Origin of the sequence: Aerococcus suis (assembly GCF_900176325.1) — a bacterium.
Classification (GTDB): Bacteria; Bacillota; Bacilli; order Lactobacillales; family Aerococcaceae; genus Aerococcus; species Aerococcus suis.
Map to the genome: position 1 here is coordinate 304,345 of NZ_FWXK01000001.1, position 21,244 is coordinate 325,588.

A 21,244-nucleotide genomic window follows, 5' to 3' on the forward strand; every position below is an offset into this window, starting at 1 on the left:
AAAGTATTTCTAATACTCAGTTAAGAAATTTTTTACTTAGCCAGAGTATATTTATTCACCAACATTCAAAGTTGTATTTATATCACTATAAAAAATTAAATTAGTATATATGGTTATATAGCAAAAATGTAGCAAAAACAGGAAATAAGCACCTGTTTTTGCTACATTTTTCAGTATCATTCAAGATACAAGAAGCCGATTTTTAAACATGAAACGCTCTTATCTTACTTGTTAAATTAAATCTTTCTTTACTCTAATAATGAGCAGTGATAATTTATTATACAACCCATTCGTTAACAGTAATAACAATACAGCGAGACATTCGTCATATCTTTAATTAAACTTCTTTCATCTTGTATATTATTGAAATTCAATGGCAACAGCTTCAGTCAACACATCTGTATAACTGTAGCACATTCTTTCAAATTGATTATCTTCTTGGTCAAGTTCAACAACAAAAACAGCTGGGAAAGTATCACTTAAAACACCAGACCGTTTCATAATACGTTTACGTCCGACTTGTTGAGTCAACTCAACGCGCGAACCGATTTTTGTATCTAAAGCACGCTTGATTTCCGCTAAATTACTTGGCATGCGCTCACCTCTTCTAAACACATTTTATCACAAAATCACAAACTTTGCAATACCATTTTTGTATTCAAAAGTCAATAATTTCATCAAATTCTCACGAGATTCTTATTCCCAATAAAAAATTGGTAAATGACGCGGATAAACCATTCACTCGCTATAATAGTCACGATTATCATTTCTTCGTTAAGAAGGTTAATGAGCGTTCACTACAACTATTGGCAAGATTTGCAAACTCATCAATCGTCAGCGTCTCAGCACGGCGTTTAGCATCAATTTGTGCGCTATTAAGTGCTTCGGTTAATTGATCAATCGTTTCAGGATTTTTACCGAAAGCTGTTCGCAGATTATTCCATAGCGTTTTGCGACGTTGAACGAAACTAGCTCGTACTAATCGGAAAAAATACGCTTCATCGTGAACAGTTACACGCGGAGTGGCTAAGCGAGTTAATTTTAAAATCGCCGAATCAACATTCGGTTGTGGTTTGAAAACTGTTTTTGGCACATTAAAGGCAATCTCACTATCACAATAATATTGAATAGCTACCGATAACGAACCATAGGCTTTGGTTCCCGGTTTTGCGGTTAAACGCTGAGCGACCTCTTTTTGCATCATTAAAATAAATACATCAAAGTCTAACTTAGCTTCCAATAACTGAAAAATAATTGGCGTCGTAATATAGTACGGTAAATTGGCTACGACGACTAAACGCTCTGACTCCGGTAACTCTTCAGGAATCAAGCTATTTAAGTCTGCTTCTAAAATGTCTTGGTGTTTAATTGTCACATTATCATAGTCTGCTAAACTATAATCCAAAGCTGGTAGTAAGCGTTGATCAATTTCAAAGGCCAAAACCCGTTTCGCATGAATCGCTAAAAATTCAGTCAACGCACCGATACCAGGTCCAATTTCAATCGCATCGGTTTGCTTATCAATCGCTGCAGAATTGACCATTCGGTCTAAAATTTGTGGCTCCATTAAAAAATTTTGCCCTAAACTTTTTTTCGCTGCTAAATTAAATCGTTGTAATATCTCATTAGTACGTGTTGGGGTCGCAATATACTTATGTGTCATCTCATTCCTCCTCTCTTGCTTCTAAACATGCTGCCACTTCTGACAGCGAAATCCCAAATAATTGTAATCTTTTCGCTAATTGTTTACCATTCACATGTCCCAAATGTAACTCTCTTGCTAAATAATCACGACGTTTTTTAGCTTCTCCAGCTCCAACTAAACCTAAATGTAATAAGGCACTCATCGGAATCTTTTCTTGTTGTGCCTTATCAGTAGTAGAATACACATCTTCTAGAGCGCGTCTTAAAGCAGAAAAGTCAGCATGCTCAACTCCCAAGCTTCCTTTATGCATCGGCTTAGCTTCATCTCGATTCAAAAATGCATGTTTCACATTCGGTAACACTCGTGTAATTTCTTGGCGAATTTTAGTACCTGATATATCAGGATCAGTAAACACAATCACACCACGTTCTTCATCAGCTTTAATAATTTCAGCCAGGGTTCGCTTATCTAGAGCTGATCCGTTTGTTTCAATCGTATAAACATCGAAATATTGTTGAAGATTTTGGGTATCTGATCGTCCTTCGACAACAATGACTTCTTGAATCTTAGCCTTCTCCATACTTCCCTCATTTTCTAAAACCATTATCAGTTGCTGTTAACTTAAATAATTGACAAGCGTTTTTAAATGTTTGTTCTTCAACTTGATTGAGTGACACTTGGCGCACTTTAGCAACACTTTCTGCAACATAGCGCACAAATCCTGTTTCATTACGTAACCCTCTTTTAGGATGTGGCGCTAAATACGGCGCATCTGTCTCAATAAGCAACCGGTCTTTCGGAACGAAACGACAAGCTTCTCTAATATCATCGGATTTATCATAGCTTACTGTGCCTGAAAAAGAAATATGCATCCCTAAATCAAGAAATTTTTTCGCCCAATCTTTTCCTTCGCTAAAACTATGCATAATACCTCCAAAGTCTTCGACATGCTCATCTTTCAAAATACGATAGCAGTCTGCCGTTGCTTCTCGATTATGGATGATAACCGGTAACTGATACTCACGGGCAATGGCTAGTTGTTTTCTTAATGCATCCTCTTGATTCGCTTTAGAACTAGAATCCCAATAATAGTCTAGTCCCGTTTCACCAAGCCCAACGACCCAAGGATTGAGTAATTCATGGCGCAAATATGTCTCAGCTGCTTCATCAAAAGTATCCGCATCAGTTGGATGCCAGCCGATGATACTAACCATATCATCATTTTGTTCACCTAAACGTTGAGCTTCCTTAATCGTAGGATAATCAAATCCCACGATAGCCATACCTTTGACCCCCATCAGACGTGCCCGTTCAATCACTTCTTGTTGGTCTCTTCTAAATTTATTTGCATTTAAGTGTGTATGCGTATCAAACAACATACCAAAACTCCTTTAACTAAAATAAGATTAGGCGCTAATTCAAATGATTAGCGCCTATTTCAAATACTATCTTATGCGACTTCACTACCATTAGGAGCATCATCTGGAGCAAAAACAATCGATAATTGTCCATCTTTTTCAGCAGATAAAATCATACCTTGTGAGATTTCTCCGCGCATTTTACGTGGTTTTAAGTTAGCGACAATAACGACTTTTTTACCGATTAAGGCTTTAGGATCATCATAAAACTCACGAATACCAGATAATATTTGACGATGGCCTTTATCGCCAGCATCCAGACGGAATTTCAATAACTTGTCAGCACCTTCGACAAAGTCACAGTCAATAATTTCCGCCACTTTTAATTCTACCCGTTCAAAAACATCAAATTTAATTTGTTTTTTCTTAGTAGATACTAATTCTGTTTCATTAGGATCAAATGGTTGATTACTATCTTTAGGGGCATTTGCCTGCATTTGTTCTTGAATGTATGCTACCTCTTCATCACGATCAAGACGTGGGAAAATAGGTTTTCCTTTAGCAATCACTTGAGCAGTTTTAGGATAAGCCCCAATTTCTAATTCATCCAACGTTCCTAAGTCATCTGGGTTTAACCCTAGCTGTGTAAAAATTTTAGCTGGTGTTTGCGTCATCACTGGTTGAATAAGCCGAGCCACAATACGTAAAGCATCCGCTAAGTGATACATTACAGAACGTAATTCCTCTTGTTTTGTATCATCTTTAGCTAAAATCCAAGGCATTGTTTCATCGATATACTTGTTAGTACGTGACACAATTTCCCAAACATTATCTAATACCACACTAAATTGTAAGTCATTAATATTGTCATGATATTTTTCAATATTTTCTTTGATTAAAGCTTCTAATGGCGCATCAAAATCAGTGACTTGACCTGGGTAGGCACCAACTTGACCATCTAAATATTTATTAATCATTGAAATGGTACGATTCAATAAGTTTCCTAAATCGTTGGCTAAGTCATAATTAATGCGATTAATGAAGTTTTCTGGTGTGAAGACACCATCAGAACCGAAACGAACTTCGCGCATTAAATAATAACGCAACGCATCTAATCCATAACGGTCAACTAACATATCAGGGTAAACAACGTTTCCTTTAGATTTAGACATTTTACCATCTTGCATTAATAGCCATCCATGACCGAATATTTGTTTTGGTAACGGTAAGTCTAAAGCCATTAACATAATCGGCCAATAAATGGTATGGAAACGAACAATTTCTTTACCTACCATATGGATATTAGCTGGCCAATATTTGGTAAAGTTTTCTGTGTTATTAGGATAACCTAATGCCGTAATATAGTTTGCTAACGCATCAATCCAAACATAAATCACATGTTTAGGATTAGATTTTACTTGTGCCCCCCAAGTAAATGACGTACGAGTCACTGCTAAATCTTCTAAGCCTGGTTTAATGAAATTATTAATCATCTCATTTTTACGAGATTCTGGTTGAATAAAGTCTGGATGCTCATCGTAATACTGTAATAAACGATCGGCATATTTACTCATTCTGAAGAAATAAGATTCTTCTTTGACTAATTCGACTTCATGACCTGAAGGAGCTTTACCACCAATCACATGACCTTCATCATCATGATAAACTTCTGCTAATTGCGTTTCAGTAAAATACTCTTCATCAGCAACTGAATACCAACCTTCGTATTCTCCTAAATAGATATCGCCTTGCGCTAATAATTTTTCAAAAATTGCTTGAATGGCTTCTTCATGATCTTTATCTGTTGTTCGAATAAACTTATCATTACTAATATCTAAACGTTGCCATAAATCTTGCATATCGCTAGCCATACCGTCAACATATTCTTGAGGAGAAATCCCTTGTTCTTCCGCTTTTTGTTGGATTTTCAATCCATGTTCATCAGCCCCAGTTAAATAAAAGACATCATAGCCCATAGCTCGTTTATACCGAGCCATAACATCGGCTGCAATGGTTGAATACGCATTTCCAATGTGTAATTTCCCACTTGGATAATAGATGGGAGTTGTAATATAAAAAGTTTCTTTGTTAGTCACGAATGAGTGCCTCCTTTAAAATTTTCCTAATAAGTATACCATAATACAGATAATATTTTTACATCAGTAGTACTCTTACTCTAGAAACATCTAGGATTATCCCTTATAATAATAAATAACTTTCACGAAAGGTGTTTATTTATGCAACCTCTACTATCAATCGTTGTCCCATGTTTTAATGAAGAAGAAATGATTCCAATTTTCTACGACTACTTAGAAAATATACCATTGCCTCTAAACCGCGAATATATTTTTGTCAATGATGGTTCCAAAGATAACTCTCTTCAACAGATGAAACGATTAAAACAGCTAGACCCTTCACATGTACACTACGTTTCTTTTTCAAGAAATTTTGGTAAAGAAGCAGGTATTTACGCAGGATTACAGTATGCGGCAGGAGACTTTGTCGTTTTAATGGACGTTGATCTTCAAGACCCTCCTGAATTATTACCAGAAATGTTTAATATCCTAACAACAACTGATTATGACTGTGTAGGAACTAGACGACTAACACGTGAAGGAGAACCACCAATCAGATCATTTTTTAGCAAAAAATTTTATCAAGTAATTAATAAAATTTCGCAAACTGAAATTGTTGATGGTGCACGTGACTATCGTATGATGACACGGCAAATGGTGGATGCTATCTTACAAATGACCGAATACAATCGCTTTTCAAAAGGAATATTTTCATGGGTTGGATTTAATACTAAATACCTTCCATATAATAATATTGAGAGAAAAGCTGGTGAAACGTCTTGGTCATTTTGGCAGTTACTCCTTTATGCCTTGGATGGAATCACTTCCTTTTCTACCGTTCCACTAACACTTTCCTCTGTTTTAGGGTTTATTCTTTTTATATTAGCAATTGTCCTTGGTATATTTTTCTTAATCAGGACTTTATTATTTGGTAACCCTACTTCAGGATGGACATCTTTAATTGTTATTATTTTATTTGTCAGCGGAAGTCAATTATTCTCTTTGGGAATATTAGGAAAATACTTAAGTCACATTTACTTAGAATCCAAAAAAAGACCGCTATTTATTGTAAAAGAATCCGATATTAGAAATAAAGATCGCCATTAATCGTTCTCTATGAGCTTATAAAAACAAAAGAGATAAGAATGCTGATAAAAACATTCCTATCTCTTTTTTTATGGCAAAATACGAATCATAAAACTTGGAGAAAAGTCATAAATATGTCCATTTCCTACATATTGCCCGGGACTTGGCGCATGCACATAACCGCCATCACCATTCGCTATAGCCACATGGTAAACATCTCCCCTATTATCTTCCCAGAAGTATAAGTCCCCTTTCTTAGCTTGTTGAATAGATTTCCTTTTACCTAATAATTGCTGTTCTTGAGTAATACGAGGCAATGCGATTCCATGTGCTCGAAAGACAACTTGAACTAATCCGGAGCAGTCAATTCCCGCTCGACTCGTCCCTCCCCAGACATAGGGCGTTCCGATATAACGCTGTGCTTCTTGATAAATTTTATCTCTCATTCCTTCACTTTTATCTTTTACTGTTGATAAATAAGGATTGAGATTTACAGTTTCTGCATTCGGATGATAATGGGTTAAATCTTCTCCATCTTTCATCGCTTCAACATCTTTATTTGTAATCCCAACCATTTGTGCATTAACCTCTGGGACCATCCCCGCTAAATAATTCAATAATATGAAACCTATTACCCATTTTTTCATTAAGTCATCCTCCATATCGTATAGTATCTATAAATACGGAGAGATTTCTGTATAAAAAAGCGAACAAGACATTATGCCTTATCCGCTATTAGTTATTATTCAAAAGTCATTAAAAAGTATTTTTTCTTACCACGTCTAACCACAACATATTTGTTTTCAATGGCAATATCTGGTGTGATTTCGTAATCAACATCTGTAATTTTTTCGCCGTTAATACGAATGGCACCGTTGTTAACATCTTCTCTCGCTTGACGACGAGATTTTTCAATGCCATTATCAACTAACCAAATCGCTAAAGTATTGGGTTCACGAGGGACAGTTTGTCCTGGCATATTTTGGAATCCTTGTTCAATTTGTTTACCCGTTAAATCGCGAATATTACCTGAGAATAATGCTTCTGTAATTTGTTTCGCATCTGCCAAACCAGCGTCACCATGAACGAAGCGAGTCACTTCTTCAGCTAAACGTTTTTGAGCGAGACGTTTTCCTGGGTCTTCTGCCACAGCTGTTTCTAATTCAGCAATTTCATCTTGATCTAAGAAAGTAAAGTATTTTAAATACTTAATAACATCTGCATCATCTTGATTAATCCAAAATTGATAAAATTCATATGGTGATGTTTTCTCTGGATCTAACCAAACAGCTCCTCCCGCTGTCTTACCAAATTTAGTACCGTCAGATTTTAACATTAATGGAATCGTTAGCCCGTAAGCTTCTGCTTCAGTTCCTTCTTCTTTACGAATTAACTCTAAACCAGCTGTAATATTTCCCCATTGGTCACCACCACCAACTTGAACTTGGACATCTGCTTCTTGATAAAGATGTAGGAAGTCAATTGATTGTAAGATTTGGTAAGCAAATTCTGTAAAAGAAATTCCTGTTTCTAAACGGCTACTTACAATATCTTTCGCTAGCATCGTATTAATATTGAATCGTTTCCCATAATGACGGAGAAAATCTAATAACGTTAATTCTTTCGCCCAATCAAAATTATTAAAAATTCTAAAATCGGCATCGTCATCTTTTAAGAATAACCGTTTCATCATTGCCGTTAATCGTTGCGCATTTTTTTCAACTTGTTCCATTGATTGCAGGTTTCGTTCTTCTGATTTACCAGATGGATCGCCGATAGTACCAGTCGCTCCACCAATAACAATCACTGGGCGATGTCCAGCTAATTGGAATCGTTTGAGTACCATAAACGGAATCAAGTGCCCAATATGAAGCGAATCTCCAGTTGGGTCAACACCGCAATAGACACCTACCGCTTTATCTGCTGTTAATTGTCGCAATCCTTCTTCATCAGTCATTTGATTAATGGCGCCTCGCCATTCTAACTCATCAATAATATTCATATATAACTCCTTCCTAACAAAAAAGCCCCTCTAGCCATCAACGACTAGAGGGACGATGTTTACCGTGTTACCACCCATATTGCTACCATCAGTAGCCACTCTTTGCTTAACGCGCATAACGTCTCATTGAGAAACACTCCTGATTGTAATTTCAAAGACAATAAGACACTAGTTTTCACCAACCACTAGCTCTCTTCAGTTCCTTATTGATTCTACTCGATCATTCATTGTGTCAATATGTGTTTTAACGTTAGTATAAATAGGTCCTATCAAACTGTCAAGCACAACTCAAAGACCTTCCTAACGTAAATCATTAAGCCAATCATGCATAGCCACTAATAAATATAATTGTGCTCCGCTCATAATAGCTGCTTCATCCATTTGATAATGAGGATTATACGCTGAAAAAGTGGTATCAATCTCATGATTACCCATACCAACAATCCCCATAAAACCAGGAACTTCCTGTAAATAAGCACCAAAATCTTCTGATTCTAGTGCTGGTTTTGCTTCAAACCAATTCACATCAGTCAGTTTAGACTGTAACTCTTCCTTAATATGGTTAACGATTTCTTCATCAATAACGACAGCTTCATTGATAGGGGTATAATCAAACGTTTGTAATCCCTCTTGCATAGTAGCGATACTTTTGGCTTGACGAGCTAAGGTTCGCGAGATTTCTTCATCAGCATACTCGTCAAAAGTTCGAACGACTCCTGATAACGTAGCTTTAGATGGAATACTATTCCATCTTTCACCTATTTCGGCAGTTCCTATCGTAATTAATGAAGGCGTTGATGGTCCGATAGTTCGCGTATTCACTGATTGACAAGCCAAAATAAATTGAGCGGCCATAATTGAGGTATCAACTCCTTGTTCAGGATGAGCAACTGCACTCGCATCACCGCCAAATGTTGCTTCAAACATAGCCGTTCTACCATATGTCAATCCTTTGGGAAGTGCCATTGCCCCAGTATTATGTGATGGGTCCCAATTCAACCCAAAAATGAGCTCCACATTTGATAAAACATTTTGATCAATCATCAATTGCGCTCCTCCAGCGGCTTCACTCGAAGGTTGAAATAGAAATCGAATATTCATTGCTAATTGCTCTTTGTATTCTAGTAATGTTTTTGCAACATACATTAAGGCAGCCATTTGAGCGTCATGACCATTCGCATGCATAGCCACTTGATCAACTGCCTGATAATCCAAATGATCATTAAGTTCTGTCATGTATACACCATCTATATTAGCTCTTAACAACAAGTATGGTTTTTTATCATCAATTTGGAGATCGACTACTAATCCAGTAGGTTCTAATAATTTTGGAGTTAGACCTAATTCTTCAAAAAAATCAGCAATATACTGGGTCGTTTGAAATTCTTCTAATGAGAGTTCAGGATATTGATGAAAATAACGGCGTAAATTAATCATTGGTTCCGCAAACTGAGTAAGTCGATCTAATGGAGACATATTATTCCCATCCTTCCTTATCCCAAGCCATACCATCTAATTGGCCTTTTGCTTGTTCTAAACGTTTATCGGTTTCTCGAATTGATTGTTTTACTGCTTCAAACAATGCTTTTTCTTCATAAGAAGTTGCTTGTGCATATGCCCGATCTAATATGTCATCTGTCCACTCATCCATTAAGCATTTCCTTTCCACATTTATTTAGTATTTTAACGCCACGAACTTTTAGGTAGATCACGCTCAATCATCGCTAAATCGTCTAGTCGTTCTTTCCATTCATCCGCAATCAACTGTAATGGTAATCCCGGATAATTATCTCCTTTTTCATTGGCAATACTTTGTAATTGCTGAACTAACCAATGAGATCGTTGTGAAAATGTTGGATTAGCTGGTAAATCTAAATGTTCCTTGAAGGCAATCAATTGATAACGCTTCATACGGTCGGTACTATACCCGTGTTGCTCTAAAATAAAAGGTGGTAAGTAAGTCATCCCCAAAGCATGGGCTAACGTTTTATATGGTGACAATAATTCTGATAATGTCACATCCTCACGGCCACCATCACGATAATGTTTCAAAGGAACACCAATTGAAATAAGCACCCCTAATTCTTTGCCTTGTAAATGATGATGATAGTTATCTAGAAAGTCATCTGTTAAAACCGCCGTGATCCAATTAGAAACTACCCCTGGCGCTTGATACCAATATAGAGGAAATTGTAAAAAAATCCGTTTCGCGGCTAATACCTGTTGTTGTGCTGCTTGTATCATTGCTGAATCCATATGTTCTGCCATTTCTATAAACGGAATTTCCTTAGGTACCGCTGCCTTCATAAATTGATGACTTCCTGATTCTGACAAATCAGGATGTCCACAAAAAATGACTGTTTGCATTCTCTCACCTCTCTACATCACTCTTATCGCTATTATAACAGTGTCTGAATATAATCACCCGTAAAACTACTTTTCTTCTCGTTAAATCGTTTCACACCCTCATTTATCCCCATAACCACACTTATGTTAGATTTTATTACATGAATTAGAGCTTTTGCTTGTAATTTCTACAAACATCCCTCATACTCAATTACATAATCTTGAAATAATACTTTGTAACGAATAAAAATGGTTTTAAGAAAGGAATTTATCATGTCAAAATGGACTGCTGAAGACATCCGCCGCGATGCTAAAGAAAAAAATGTACACTTTATTCGTCTAGCTTTTTCAGACGTTAATGGGATTTTAAAAAATGTCGAAATCCCAATTAGTCAATTAGATAAAGCATTAGATAATAAAATGATGTTTGACGGTTCTTCTATCGAAGGATTTGTTCGTATCGAAGAATCCGATATGTACTTATACCCTGATTTAGATACATGGTTAGTTTTTCCATGGGGAAGCGATAATAGTACCAAAATTGGAATGTTAATCTGTGATATTTATACTCCAGACCACAAACCGTTTAAAGGTGACCCACGTAGTAATTTAAAACGAATGGTGAATAAATTAAGCGATAAAGGCTTTACCGACTTTAACTTAGGTCCAGAAGCAGAGTTTTTCCTATTCAAATTAGACGAAAATAATGAAGCTACGACAAAAGTAAATGACTATGGGGCTTATTTCGACTTAGCTCCTGTCGATTTAGGAGAAAACTGCCGTCGCGAAATTGTTCTAGTATTAGAAGAACTTGGTTTCGAAGTTGAAGCTTCACATCACGAAACAGCTATCGGTCAACACGAAATTGACTTTAAATACGCAAGTGTTGTTGACGCTTGTGACAAAATCCAAATTTTTAAATTAATCGTTAAAAGTATCGCTCGTAAACATAATTTACATGCGACATTTATGCCAAAACCTATTTACGGTATTTCTGGTTCTGGTATGCACTGCAATATGTCACTATTCAATAAAGATGGCAATGCTTTTTATGATCCAGAAGCAGAATTAGAACTATCTAAAACAGCGCTTCACTTTATGACAGGGGTCTTAAATCACGCCAAAGCTATTACAGCTGTCGCTAACCCACTAGTCAACTCATACAAACGTCTCGTGTCTGGATACGAAGCACCTGTTTATATTGCATGGTCAGCTCATAACCGTTCACCACTTGTCCGCATCCCATCTTCACGTGGTGTATCTACTCGTATTGAATTACGTTCGGTTGACCCTTCAGCAAACCCATATTTAGCAATGGCAGCTATCATTGGCGCCGGTCTAGATGGAATCGAAAAAGCTGAACCAGTTCCTGAACCAACTGACCGCAATATCTATAATATGACTTCTGCTGAACTGGCTGAAATCGGCATCGAAAAATTACCAGGTTCTCTACACCGTGCAGTGAATGAATTAGAAAATGACGAAGTTGTCCAAGATGCGCTTGGTACCCATATTTCAGATAACTTCATTTCAAGCAAACGTGTTGAATATAAAGAATATACAATGCAAATTTCAGAATGGGAACTACAAAATTACTTAAAACAATATTAATTCATCTATCATCTGATAGACGTAAAAGGGGTAAGAAAAAGTTCTTACCCCTTTTTACTATACATTTTTTATCAGTAAACTTTTTTCAGCTAAAAAGGCAGCTCTGATAATCCTCTTTTAGCAATTAAAAATCATCCCACTCATAAGTGATATCTTCAGCTGACGAACGATTAGCACCTTCTGTAGATGAAGGATGGTCATTCGCTCCATCATCTGAAGAGAACGTCATGTTTGAATGTTTTTCCGTCTCCCATCGATGCTCATCAAATGAAGACATTTGTGGATATCCATTCTCTTCTAGACACATTTCATAAAAATCAATCATTGCTAATGTAAAGTATGGTTTAACGTAGAAATAAGCTAATCCAAAAGTTAACATAATGATGATATCCCATAAAATAAATCGACAATACAATCCAATTAATTGCCATTTATGCCCTCGCATTAATTGACGACTAGCCGTAATTGCTTCATTGTAACGAATTTGTGGGAAATCAATAATAATATACTCTACTAAAGCATAACTTAACCACTTATAAATACCAGGAATAATCAATAGACATGTCCAAAACGTTAAGTAAAGATATTTCAACCATAATGTAATCGTATATGATAGCGAATAGTTTAACAATGGTGCCACAAAATCACGTGAGAGCTCTGGATTTAATCCATTTTTAATAACCATTAATAATCGTTTATACGCTGTCTGTAAGCCAGTGACGAGTAAAGCGCTTACTATCGCTAAAATGATTCCCAAAGGAAATGTTAAAACAGGGGATAATGAGGCAATCGAAATGGCCATTGTAAAAACAATAGTCAAAACCACATACCACGGCCAATTACGGCGCATAAATTGTTTCGCAATCTTTTTATGTTGTCTTTCACTCACAGAACATCACCTCCATTACTAATAGTTTACGATAGTACACCAGCTAAGGCATCAGTCTTTAGGATGACATCTAGAATGACCATCATATAAAAAGGCCAAGCTTGATACTTGGCCTCATAGTTTACGTCATTCAATTAATCTCGATTTCCAGATAAAATAACGATTCGCAGTAGTGATAGTAATGACGCAACTGCAGCAGCAACATAAGTCAACGCAGCAGCACGTAAGGTTTTTTTAGCCATTGGAAATTCTTGGGCATTTAGCATATTATCTGCTTGAATAATTTCTAATGCACGTTTAGAAGCATCAAATTCTACTGGTAACGTCACTAGTTGGAAAACAAAGGTTAATGAGAACAAGAGAATCCCAATATTCACTAAAAATTCATTATATCCGAAAATTAATCCTAAAAGTAGTATTGGTAACGCTGCTTTACTTCCAAAATTAACAACAGGAACAATTCTTTGGCGTAATGTCATAAAGAAATAACCTTTTTGATCTTGTACAGCATGGCCACATTCATGGGCTGCTACACCGATAGCAGCAACCGAAGTCGAATCTGCTGTCGCATCAGATAGTCGTAACACTTTATGACTGGGATCGTAATGGTCTGTTAAGTTTCCTGAAATCCGTTCAACACTAACATCTGTTATCCCGCTCCGTTGCAATATCCGTTTAGCAACATCTGTTCCGGTTAACTGTTTAGAATTTCCATATTTATTATATTTATTGAACGTACTATTCACATTTGCACTTGCCCATCCGGAAATTAATAACCCGATGAGAATTAATATATATGTCCAGTCAAAAAAGATTGGCATGATATCACATCCTTTCGCCTATTATATCAAGAAATTCTATTAGAAACTATGTCTCTATCACATTTTTGATTTCTTGATAGATAATATCAATTGCCTCGTCAGCTTCAGGAAGTGAACGTAGAGCAAAATCATGCACCATACGGTCAAATTGATAATATCGTGTCGGTTTATTATGCGCTCGCAATCGTTTATATAATTGCATCATTCCATTCCGTAAACTATCATAGCTACCGCCAATAAATACAACTAATGGCATATCCGCAATTTGAATATGGTCAATAGGAATCACATCATTTTTTTCTTGCCATAATTCACTAATTAATTGATTTTCTGTCAAACGCGTATAATAGTCATTTTCACTAATTATTAATTGTGATGACGGTAAGCCAAACCACGCTGATAAAATAATCATTCGATTAAATAATTGCGGGGCGACTTCAGCTAAATTTAAAGCCAGTAAGGCACCAGAGTCATAACTTAAACTTATCCATTCCTTACCAGAATAACGTTGTTGAATGTTTTTGAATAAGCTATAGGTTTGCTCAATTTCACGTTCAAACGACCGAACAAATAACGGTTGTATCGGAATAATCGCAATAGGGAGACTCTGTTCCTTCCCTAAACGATGAACAAATCGCCATTCTTCAGGCTGCATAGGTTCTAATCGCTGTCCTCCATGAAAATAAACGAGCACATGATTCGTCATTTTTAATTGATGAAAATTAATCCATTGAACTTCTCCGCCTAAATATGATTCTGTTGTCACATCTTGAGCAAAAGGACAATTCAATAAATCACTTGAGGCCTTGTAAGCATTAATTCGGTGATTAATTCGTTTCACGGCCGCTTCTTCAGAATCGTCAGAAGCTAAATTTTGTTTTATTTTCCCAGCGTCTTCTCGTATCTTACTTCGAATACTACGATCTTGACTCAACGCATGAAAAGCATAACCTAATCCTGAAGCAATAGCTGCTAACCCTAAACGAACCCCCCGGTTACGATTCTCTCCACTCATACTAACCTCCTGCTAAGATACTATTTCTTTCATTATAATCAAAAAAGATAAAATCACTATCCATCTACAGACTGATTTCTCAATCATCCTTCTCATTACATCAGCTTAGAAAAGTCTGCTTATAAATAAAACTCAAGACAAATATTTTGCTTATAATTCTCTCTTCTTTTGACGTTAATTACAAGTATTTACTCATGTTACCTCACTTTACTTTAAAATAATGGAAAAATAATTTATAATGAACCAACACGCATAGAAAGAGGGATGGTAGTGAAACAATTAGTCAAACTAGGTCTAGTATCTACAGGAACGCTACTTTTAGTGGCTTGCCAACATAATCCGCAAGACATTGCAAATAGTGTTCATGAACAAGCCGATGCTAGTGAAGAAGCATTAGAAACAATTCAAGTTGCTGAGTCCAAACTTTCTGGTACATTCAGCGAAGCATTTAAAGAAGATGATATCTCTACTGACCAATTATCAGAAAATCGTTCAACGCGTCAAAAAGCAATTGATGACCTTGATAATATTAAAGACGATTTTTCTACTGATATTGATAAGATGAATGACGCTTTATCCAATGGCGATTTATCTGAAGAGGATGAAAAAGATTTCAAATCTTTATTAGAACCTAGTGAAACTGTTGTTAAACAGTTGAATAGCTATTTGGATTCCTACCACAATGTATTGTCTGAAGAAGAGACTTACTACAACCAATTAACCGAAAGTGATATGGATTTCGAAGGTTATCAAAACGGTTTAGATAAAGTAAATGAACAACATGAAGATGCCCAAAACCATCTGAAAGAATTAGAATCTGCTTTAAGTAAACTTCATGAGTTAGATAATCGGGAGGAGGATAACAATGAATAAAAAAGGTAAATTTCCATGGCCTATCATTACTCTGGCTATTGTAGCTGTTGTTGTCCTATTACTGATTATAGCTCGTCAATTTCCAGGAACGTTTAATTTCCCAGCTGGTTCCGGTAGCGATAACGAACCAATCGTTGCTGAAGATGATGTGAAGATTGATGGTAAAATTAACGTTAATAATGGTCAATTAATCGACTCTCCTAGTCCAACGCCTAGTCAATTCACTTATGATAGTGGTGTCGATATTGCCTACCCTGAAGACGGCGTTAAAGGAATTTATTTATCAGGCGGCGGTGCAGCTGACCCTGAAGTTGTTAAACATAATGTTGATATGATTGATCAAACTGGTTTGAACTCTGTTGTCGTTGATGTCAAAGATGACTATGGATCAATTACTATGCCAGTAAAAACAGATAATGACTTAATTAAAGATAACGAAACTAATGCTGTTGATATTAATCAATTAATGAAGACTTTTGAAGAGAAACAAATCTATCCAATCGCGCGGATTACAACGTTTAAAGATACTAAACTAGCAAAAGCCCATCCAGAGCGTTCATTTAGAACCTCATCTGGAGATGTTTGGACAAATGATATTGGCGATGCTTTCTTAAACCCATATGATAAAGAAAACTGGAAGTATATGGTCGAAGTAGCCAAAGGAGCAGCGAAATTAGGGTTTAAAGACATCCAATTCGATTATGTTCGTTTTCCAGAAGCCTTCGAAACATTTGGCGAAGACTTAGAATATGATATGGGCGATTATAGCGAATATGGTAAAGGCTCTACTGAAGCACGTGAAAAAACCATTACTGATTTCTTAGCCTATGCCCAAAAAGAGTTGCATCCTTATGGGGTCGAAGTAAGTGCTGATATCTTCGGTTATGTTACCGTTGTAGAAAGTACGCCAGGTATTGGTCAAAACTTCCGTGGTATTGCTGATAACGTCGATGTTATTTCATCAATGATTTATCCTTCTCATTGGGGTCCAGGTTACTTTGATTACCCTGCTCCAGATAAAGAACCTTATGGGGTTGTTGACCACTACGCTCAAAAAGAGCTAGCCTTATTAGATGATATTGATTCTAAAACAAAAACTCGTCCATGGTTACAAGACTTTACAGCTTCTTATCTAGGTGGCGGTATGTATATGGAATACGACGCGAATGCTGTCCAAGCACAAATCGATGCCTTAGCTGATCATGGAATTAACGAATACTTACTATGGAATGCCGGTAATGAATATACAACAGGTGTAGATTATAAATAACACCCATTAAATGACAAAGAGCAAGCCAAACTTAATCGTTTGGCTTGCTCTTTTTTCATTACCAGCTCGCTTTTTTAACACCTGGTATTTGACCTTTATGCGCTAATTCTCTAAATTTCACCCGACTCATCCCAAATTTACGCATATAACCATGGGGACGTCCATCAATACGGTCGCGATGATGAAGACGAGTTGGCGATGCATCACGTGGTAATTTTTGTAACCCTGCATAGTCCCCTGCTGCTTTCAAAGCCCGGCGTTTCTCAGCATATTTAGCGACCATTGCTTCACGTTGTTTCATTTTTTCAATTTTAGCTTTTTTGGCCATAAATGTATTCCTCCTATTGACAACTATTGAATTCCTTGATAAATTAGTTTTTGTAAATCGTAACGTTTACGATTTTAGTAAAAAAGAACCCACTTGTCAAGGAGGAACTCATATGTCAGAAAAAAATGATCGTTCTAGTGCTTTACGCCGTCTAAAAAGTCCTAACCGTAAAACACGCCAACGTGCGCAAAAAATATTAAAACAAGTCAGTCGTAAAACCAATTAAACATATAATCATTCGTGGTATTCTTAAGATTCTCTTATTATCTTATTTACGCTTTCCTTAAACATTCCCCCGCAAAGCATGATAAAATAATGTTAAGTAATCATCGCTTTCATTTGGAAAGCTGATATGGAGGAGTTTATATGCGTAAAAAAACAACGATTTTATTAACGAGTGCCACTATGGCTCTAGGATTAGCTGCTTTTGCCCCTAGTGTTTTAGCTGATAAAGTAGCTATCGAACCCAAATTCACTTATGGTGAAACGTTAACGCCTGAACAATTTGAAAAAACACGTGATGAACTGGGTGTTGATAATGATGCGGAAGAAATCCAAGTACGAGTTAATGAATTAAATGATTTGTTAAATGATGACTATCCTTATCAACAAGTTTATTCATCAGCTTATATCACCCCTGCGGATAATAATGGAGCTATTTCAGTCGAAATTTTAACTCCAGATACCATTACCGCCATTACTGAACGCCAATACGAAAATGCTGCGCTAACAGCTGGTGCAGTTGATGTTGATATTAAAGTCGCTTCTGCTGTCCCTGTCGATGGTTCTGGTGCGTTAGCTGGGGTATACAAAGCGTTTGACGCAAGTGGTGAAGGCTTAAATGATCAAGCGGTTTCAGTTGCTCAAGATGAGTTAAACGTGACTTCCCAAATCACCCAAGAAAATAAAGATAAAGAAGGCTATTCAGATGACTTATTAAATGCCGCTATCGCCGAAATCAAAACCACTATTGAAGATAAAAAAGAAGAAAATGGTGGGTCTATTTCTAGCGACGATATACAAGTCATCGTTAATAATGTTGTGAATAACTACAACTTAGAAAATGTTATCTCTGCTGAAAATATTACCGCTATTGAGAATCAAATGAATAAGTTTAGCGAGTTAGAACTATCCGATGAACAACGTGATCAAATCCGTAACTTCGGTGAACAGCTACAAAAAACCGGTGGCGATTTATTAAATAAAGCGAAAACCGCTTGGGAAAATACCGATCCTGAGCAAAAAGAAGAAATGAAAAATGAAGCCACCTCAATTTGGCAACAAATTAAGGACTTCTTTAATGATTTGTTTAATATGACCTTTTAACTAAAAAAGTCAGGACTCACATCCTGACTTTTTTATTATATATTGCTATTTAGCTAAATCTGGATCTCGGGTTAAAATTGGCCATTCATCATGAAGCAATTTTGCTTGTGGATCTAAGGATTCTTTTTGATGAACTCCTTGATACCAATACACAGCCACTAAAATGCCTGTAACAATTAACCCACCAATATAAGAGATAACACCCAATCCTAATCCTAATCCGATTGGTTCACTGAAGATATACACCACACAAGCATATAGCATAAAGATACCAGGAATAAATGTGACCCAATAGTTTTTACTTTTCAAGAATAAGTAACGCGTTGTCACTAGTAGCGCTAACACAGCTGTCACTTGGTTAGCCCAGTTAAAATACCGCCATAAGATATTAAAATCAACTTTCGTTAAAATAAATGAAATCACATAAACTGGTAACGTAATCGCCATAATTTTAGCTAGCGTGTCTTGTTTAATATTTAAATAATCGGCAATAATAATTCGTAAACTTCTAAATGCAGATAGTCCAGATGAAATTGGTAAAACAATAACACCTAAGATAGCAATAGTCCCGAAGACATTCCCTAGTAACATTTTTGATACCGCATCAACCACTACAGACGCTGTCCCGGCATCAATCATATCACTCAGTGTTTGGCCATCAAATAAACTCATAGCTGCTGCTGCCCAAATCATGGCAATAATCCCTTCACCAATCATCATGCCATAAAAAGTAAATCGACCTTCTCGTTCATTAGTAATTGTCCGTGAAACCATAGGCGCTTGAGTCGCATGGAATCCTGACATCGCGCCACAAGAAATAGTAAAGAACATTCCCGGGAAAATCGCTAACCCTTTAGGATGGAAATTTTGCATAGTCGCTGGGGTTAAATTAGGAATCGTAAAATCGCTAAAGATTAACGTTACTCCAATGGCAATTGTACTTAAAATGAGAATGGCTCCAAACCACGGGTAAACTTTCCCAATCGCTTTATCGATAGGTAAAACGGTTGAGACTAAATAATAGATAAAAATTAACACAATAATGACTTGTAAGTTAGAACCAAAAGGTAAAGCTTGTTGAATCAGATTTGCAGGTGATGTGACAAACACTGTTCCAACTAATAATAGTAATAAACATGCGAATAAGTTGACTAAATGTCGCGCCACTTTCCCGATATACTTACCTGCTAGCGATGGTAATTGGTCACCATTATTTCGTAGGGAAACCATCCCTAACATATAATCATGGACTCCTCCTGCAAAAATACATCCAAAGACAATCCAAATGTATGCTACTGGACCATATAACGCCCCCATAATTGGGCCAAAAATAGGACCCGTACCGGCAATATTTAATAGCTCAATAATGGCATTCTTCCATCTTGGCATTGGAACAAAGTCTAAATTATCTCGTAAAACTTCAGCTGGTGTTTCGCGATCAGTCGCTGGTTCAAATGTCCGATCAATATATGCACCATAAATAAAATAGCCCAAAATTAATAAAACAATTCCGCCTATAAACGTTACCATATTATTTCCTCCTTTGTTTTGTTAACGCTTTCGTTAATTTGATTATCCTCCTTTATTTCACAAATGTCAATTTAATGATTTTGTTCACAATCAATCGCCGATTCCATATATCTCCTCCCCGTTCACTGATATATCAACTTTTTTAGCCATCAAAAAAGGCGAGCCATCAAACTCGCCTTGTGAAATTATTTGTTTTCTAATGTCTCTTCACGATCTTTCCACTGATTTTCTTTGTATTCATCAAAATGATAGTTTTCATCTTTACTTGGATTATTTTCTTCAAATTCTTGTTTTTCGTCTTGAGAATCCCAATTAAATTCTGGATTATTCATCTTATCTTCTGAATAATCCGTTTCATTAACTAATACCCCAAAAACGAAATAGCGGTCATCATCACCATCGAAATAACGTTGTGGGTAGAAACAATTCATTAATGAAATAATCGGTTGACCGTATTTATCTTCCGCCCACTCATCAGTAATTAATTCCGTCGCTGTTGGTTCCACGACATCATTTTCCACGGCAACGTACTCATAAATTTTATCTTTATCCGTAATACGAATCACATCACCTGATTTTATCCAATTTAAGCGGTGTAATAAACGGTCATTCCAATCATAGTGACCGGCTAAGCTATAATTACCGGCTCCCATCTTCACGTCTGGACGCATCGTTCCAACACCTGTATACAGTACTTGATCACTAACTCCCTTAAAGATTGTCATATTCAATTCGACTTGAGGAACAACGAGCTGACCTAAAATCGTACTATCTTCTAAATCTAACGGGTCAGTATAAACATCAGTAGGAGAAATATTGTCAACCGCTGCGAAATCAAACGATGCATCCTCATCTTCTTCATCATTTTTACGAATGTCTTCAGCCGTTAAATCTCCGACCGCATCATGCGATTTCTGAACATTGTGGTGGATGACTGGATTTGGTAAAAAATTAATTGCTAATAACACAATTCCAATCACCATTAATAACGTTCCAACTATTTTTTGCCAAGGCCATTTCTTTTTCATTTGTTTACCTTCTCTTTATTTATTCTACTAGTATAGTAAGC

At 36.4% G+C, this 21,244-nt stretch carries 22 protein-coding genes and 1 other annotated feature; of the genes, 6 read left to right on the forward strand and 16 right to left on the reverse strand.

Annotated elements, in window-relative coordinates; genetic code table 11:
- Positions 1-360: 360 nt before the first annotated feature.
- The 5 genes from B8955_RS01455 to metG all read right to left on the reverse strand — a co-directional run bounded on the left by B8955_RS01455 (position 361) and on the right by metG (position 5,099).
- Positions 361-594, reverse strand: coding sequence for a Veg family protein (locus tag B8955_RS01455; RefSeq protein ID WP_084097897.1), 234 nt, complete (start codon positions 592-594; stop codon positions 361-363).
- A 169-nt stretch (positions 595-763) separates the two neighbouring features.
- Positions 764-1,663, reverse strand: coding sequence for a 16S rRNA (adenine(1518)-N(6)/adenine(1519)-N(6))-dimethyltransferase RsmA (gene rsmA / locus B8955_RS01460; RefSeq protein WP_084097898.1), 900 nt, complete (start codon positions 1,661-1,663; stop codon positions 764-766).
- Between the two features lies 1 nt (position 1,664).
- A complete protein-coding gene (gene rnmV, locus B8955_RS01465) occupies positions 1,665-2,225 on the reverse strand; it encodes a ribonuclease M5 (RefSeq protein WP_084097899.1) in 561 nt (186 codons plus the stop codon).
- 7 nt (positions 2,226-2,232) lie between these two features.
- Positions 2,233-3,024: a TatD family hydrolase gene (locus tag B8955_RS01470; protein WP_084097900.1), complete on the reverse strand. Its 792-nt coding sequence runs from the start codon at positions 3,022-3,024 to the stop codon at positions 2,233-2,235.
- 71 nt (positions 3,025-3,095) lie between these two features.
- Positions 3,096-5,099, reverse strand: coding sequence for a methionine--tRNA ligase (gene metG, locus B8955_RS01475; protein WP_084097901.1), 2,004 nt, complete (start codon positions 5,097-5,099; stop codon positions 3,096-3,098).
- A gap of 141 nt (positions 5,100-5,240) precedes the next feature.
- On the opposite strand from metG, the gene B8955_RS01480 reads away from it, so the two are divergent.
- Positions 5,241-6,185 carry a glycosyltransferase family 2 protein gene (locus B8955_RS01480; RefSeq protein ID WP_084097902.1) on the forward strand — a complete coding sequence of 315 codons (945 nt, stop codon included), beginning with the start codon at positions 5,241-5,243 and terminating at the stop codon, positions 6,183-6,185.
- Positions 6,186-6,253: 68 nt separating this feature from the next.
- Here B8955_RS01480 and B8955_RS01485 read toward each other — a convergent pair whose 3' ends face one another.
- From B8955_RS01485 to B8955_RS01500, 5 genes are all read right to left on the reverse strand, one after another.
- A complete protein-coding gene (locus B8955_RS01485; RefSeq protein WP_234983496.1) occupies positions 6,254-6,811 on the reverse strand; it encodes a C40 family peptidase in 558 nt (185 codons plus the stop codon).
- Positions 6,812-6,906: 95 nt separating this feature from the next.
- Positions 6,907-8,166, reverse strand: coding sequence for a tyrosine--tRNA ligase (gene tyrS / locus B8955_RS01490; RefSeq protein WP_084097904.1), 1,260 nt, complete (start codon positions 8,164-8,166; stop codon positions 6,907-6,909).
- A 45-nt stretch (positions 8,167-8,211) separates the two neighbouring features.
- Positions 8,212-8,403: a binding site (T-box leader), on the reverse strand.
- A 63-nt stretch (positions 8,404-8,466) separates the two neighbouring features.
- Complete coding sequence (locus B8955_RS01495) at positions 8,467-9,642, reverse strand: M20 metallopeptidase family protein (protein ID WP_159444410.1); 1,176 nt, start codon at positions 9,640-9,642, stop codon at positions 8,467-8,469.
- A 1-nt stretch (position 9,643) separates the two neighbouring features.
- Positions 9,644-9,817 (reverse strand): hypothetical protein, encoded by a 174-nt coding sequence (locus B8955_RS06920; protein WP_200804247.1) that lies wholly within the window; start codon positions 9,815-9,817, stop codon positions 9,644-9,646.
- Between the two features lie 32 nt (positions 9,818-9,849).
- Positions 9,850-10,533, reverse strand: a complete 684-nt coding sequence (locus B8955_RS01500) for an NAD(P)H-dependent oxidoreductase (RefSeq protein ID WP_084097906.1) — start codon at positions 10,531-10,533, stop codon at positions 9,850-9,852.
- 252 nt (positions 10,534-10,785) lie between these two features.
- Between B8955_RS01500 and glnA the strand changes: the two genes are divergently transcribed.
- Positions 10,786-12,123, forward strand: coding sequence for a type I glutamate--ammonia ligase (glnA, locus tag B8955_RS01505; protein ID WP_084097907.1), 1,338 nt, complete (start codon positions 10,786-10,788; stop codon positions 12,121-12,123).
- 124 nt (positions 12,124-12,247) lie between these two features.
- Here glnA and B8955_RS01510 read toward each other — a convergent pair whose 3' ends face one another.
- From B8955_RS01510 to B8955_RS01520, 3 genes are all read right to left on the reverse strand, one after another.
- Entirely contained in the window at positions 12,248-13,012 is a 765-nt protein-coding gene (locus tag B8955_RS01510; protein ID WP_084097908.1) for a DUF975 family protein, read from the reverse strand.
- Between the two features lie 134 nt (positions 13,013-13,146).
- Positions 13,147-13,836, reverse strand: a complete 690-nt coding sequence (locus B8955_RS01515; protein WP_200804251.1) for a zinc metallopeptidase — start codon at positions 13,834-13,836, stop codon at positions 13,147-13,149.
- A gap of 43 nt (positions 13,837-13,879) precedes the next feature.
- On the reverse strand, positions 13,880-14,848 hold the full coding sequence (locus tag B8955_RS01520; protein ID WP_084097910.1) for an alpha/beta hydrolase: 969 nt from the start codon (positions 14,846-14,848) through the stop codon (positions 13,880-13,882).
- Positions 14,849-15,118: 270 nt separating this feature from the next.
- Here B8955_RS01520 and B8955_RS01525 point away from each other — a divergent pair, with 270 nt between their 5' ends.
- Both B8955_RS01525 and B8955_RS01530 read left to right on the forward strand, forming a co-directional pair.
- The gene (locus B8955_RS01525; protein ID WP_084097911.1) at positions 15,119-15,721 is read left to right on the forward strand and encodes a YkyA family protein; all 603 of its coding nucleotides are present in this window, start codon (positions 15,119-15,121) and stop codon (positions 15,719-15,721) included.
- On the forward strand, positions 15,714-16,991 hold the full coding sequence (locus tag B8955_RS01530; RefSeq protein ID WP_084097912.1) for a putative glycoside hydrolase: 1,278 nt from the start codon (positions 15,714-15,716) through the stop codon (positions 16,989-16,991). Before B8955_RS01525 ends, B8955_RS01530 begins: the two co-directional genes overlap by 8 nt.
- Before the next feature lie 58 nt (positions 16,992-17,049).
- On the opposite strand, the gene rpsN is transcribed toward B8955_RS01530, so the two are convergent.
- Positions 17,050-17,319 (reverse strand): 30S ribosomal protein S14, encoded by a 270-nt coding sequence (gene rpsN / locus B8955_RS01535; RefSeq protein ID WP_084097913.1) that lies wholly within the window; start codon positions 17,317-17,319, stop codon positions 17,050-17,052.
- Positions 17,320-17,431: 112 nt separating this feature from the next.
- Between rpsN and B8955_RS06870 the strand changes: the two genes are divergently transcribed.
- Positions 17,432-17,545 carry a putative metal homeostasis protein gene (locus B8955_RS06870; protein WP_159444411.1) on the forward strand — a complete coding sequence of 38 codons (114 nt, stop codon included), beginning with the start codon at positions 17,432-17,434 and terminating at the stop codon, positions 17,543-17,545.
- Between the two features lie 140 nt (positions 17,546-17,685).
- The gene (locus tag B8955_RS01540) at positions 17,686-18,645 is read left to right on the forward strand and encodes a DUF1002 domain-containing protein (protein ID WP_084097914.1); all 960 of its coding nucleotides are present in this window, start codon (positions 17,686-17,688) and stop codon (positions 18,643-18,645) included.
- A 45-nt stretch (positions 18,646-18,690) separates the two neighbouring features.
- Here the strand turns inward: B8955_RS01540 and B8955_RS01545 are convergent, their stop codons facing one another.
- Together B8955_RS01545 and B8955_RS01550 are read right to left on the reverse strand one after the other, a co-directional pair.
- Complete coding sequence (locus B8955_RS01545; RefSeq protein ID WP_084097915.1) at positions 18,691-20,175, reverse strand: carbon starvation CstA family protein; 1,485 nt, start codon at positions 20,173-20,175, stop codon at positions 18,691-18,693.
- A gap of 185 nt (positions 20,176-20,360) precedes the next feature.
- Positions 20,361-21,203, reverse strand: a complete 843-nt coding sequence (locus B8955_RS01550; protein ID WP_084097916.1) for a class A sortase — start codon at positions 21,201-21,203, stop codon at positions 20,361-20,363.
- Positions 21,204-21,244 lie beyond the last annotated feature (41 nt).

Excerpts from the sequence above, each read along its gene's own strand:
- B8955_RS01455 (WP_084097897.1), bottom strand. The coding sequence starts at position 594 with ATGCCAAGTAATTTAGCGGAAATCAAGCGTGCTTTAGATACAAAAATC.
- rsmA (WP_084097898.1), bottom strand. The coding sequence starts at position 1,663 with ATGACACATAAGTATATTGCGACCCCAACACGTACTAATGAGATATTA.
- rnmV (WP_084097899.1), bottom strand. The coding sequence starts at position 2,225 with ATGGAGAAGGCTAAGATTCAAGAAGTCATTGTTGTCGAAGGACGATCA.
- B8955_RS01470 (WP_084097900.1), bottom strand. The coding sequence starts at position 3,024 with ATGTTGTTTGATACGCATACACACTTAAATGCAAATAAATTTAGAAGA.
- B8955_RS01480 (WP_084097902.1), top strand. The coding sequence starts at position 5,241 with ATGCAACCTCTACTATCAATCGTTGTCCCATGTTTTAATGAAGAAGAA.
- B8955_RS01485 (WP_234983496.1), bottom strand. The coding sequence starts at position 6,811 with ATGAAAAAATGGGTAATAGGTTTCATATTATTGAATTATTTAGCGGGG.
- tyrS (WP_084097904.1), bottom strand. The coding sequence starts at position 8,166 with ATGAATATTATTGATGAGTTAGAATGGCGAGGCGCCATTAATCAAATG.
- B8955_RS01495 (WP_159444410.1), bottom strand. The coding sequence starts at position 9,642 with ATGTCTCCATTAGATCGACTTACTCAGTTTGCGGAACCAATGATTAAT.
- B8955_RS06920 (WP_200804247.1), bottom strand. The coding sequence starts at position 9,817 with ATGGATGAGTGGACAGATGACATATTAGATCGGGCATATGCACAAGCA.
- B8955_RS01500 (WP_084097906.1), bottom strand. The coding sequence starts at position 10,533 with ATGCAAACAGTCATTTTTTGTGGACATCCTGATTTGTCAGAATCAGGA.
- glnA (WP_084097907.1), top strand. The coding sequence starts at position 10,786 with ATGTCAAAATGGACTGCTGAAGACATCCGCCGCGATGCTAAAGAAAAA.
- B8955_RS01520 (WP_084097910.1), bottom strand. The coding sequence starts at position 14,848 with ATGAGTGGAGAGAATCGTAACCGGGGGGTTCGTTTAGGGTTAGCAGCT.
- B8955_RS01530 (WP_084097912.1), top strand. The coding sequence starts at position 15,714 with ATGAATAAAAAAGGTAAATTTCCATGGCCTATCATTACTCTGGCTATT.
- rpsN (WP_084097913.1), bottom strand. The coding sequence starts at position 17,319 with ATGGCCAAAAAAGCTAAAATTGAAAAAATGAAACAACGTGAAGCAATG.
- B8955_RS06870 (WP_159444411.1), top strand. The coding sequence starts at position 17,432 with ATGTCAGAAAAAAATGATCGTTCTAGTGCTTTACGCCGTCTAAAAAGT.
- B8955_RS01540 (WP_084097914.1), top strand. The coding sequence starts at position 17,686 with ATGCGTAAAAAAACAACGATTTTATTAACGAGTGCCACTATGGCTCTA.
- B8955_RS01545 (WP_084097915.1), bottom strand. The coding sequence starts at position 20,175 with ATGGTAACGTTTATAGGCGGAATTGTTTTATTAATTTTGGGCTATTTT.
- B8955_RS01550 (WP_084097916.1), bottom strand. The coding sequence starts at position 21,203 with ATGAAAAAGAAATGGCCTTGGCAAAAAATAGTTGGAACGTTATTAATG.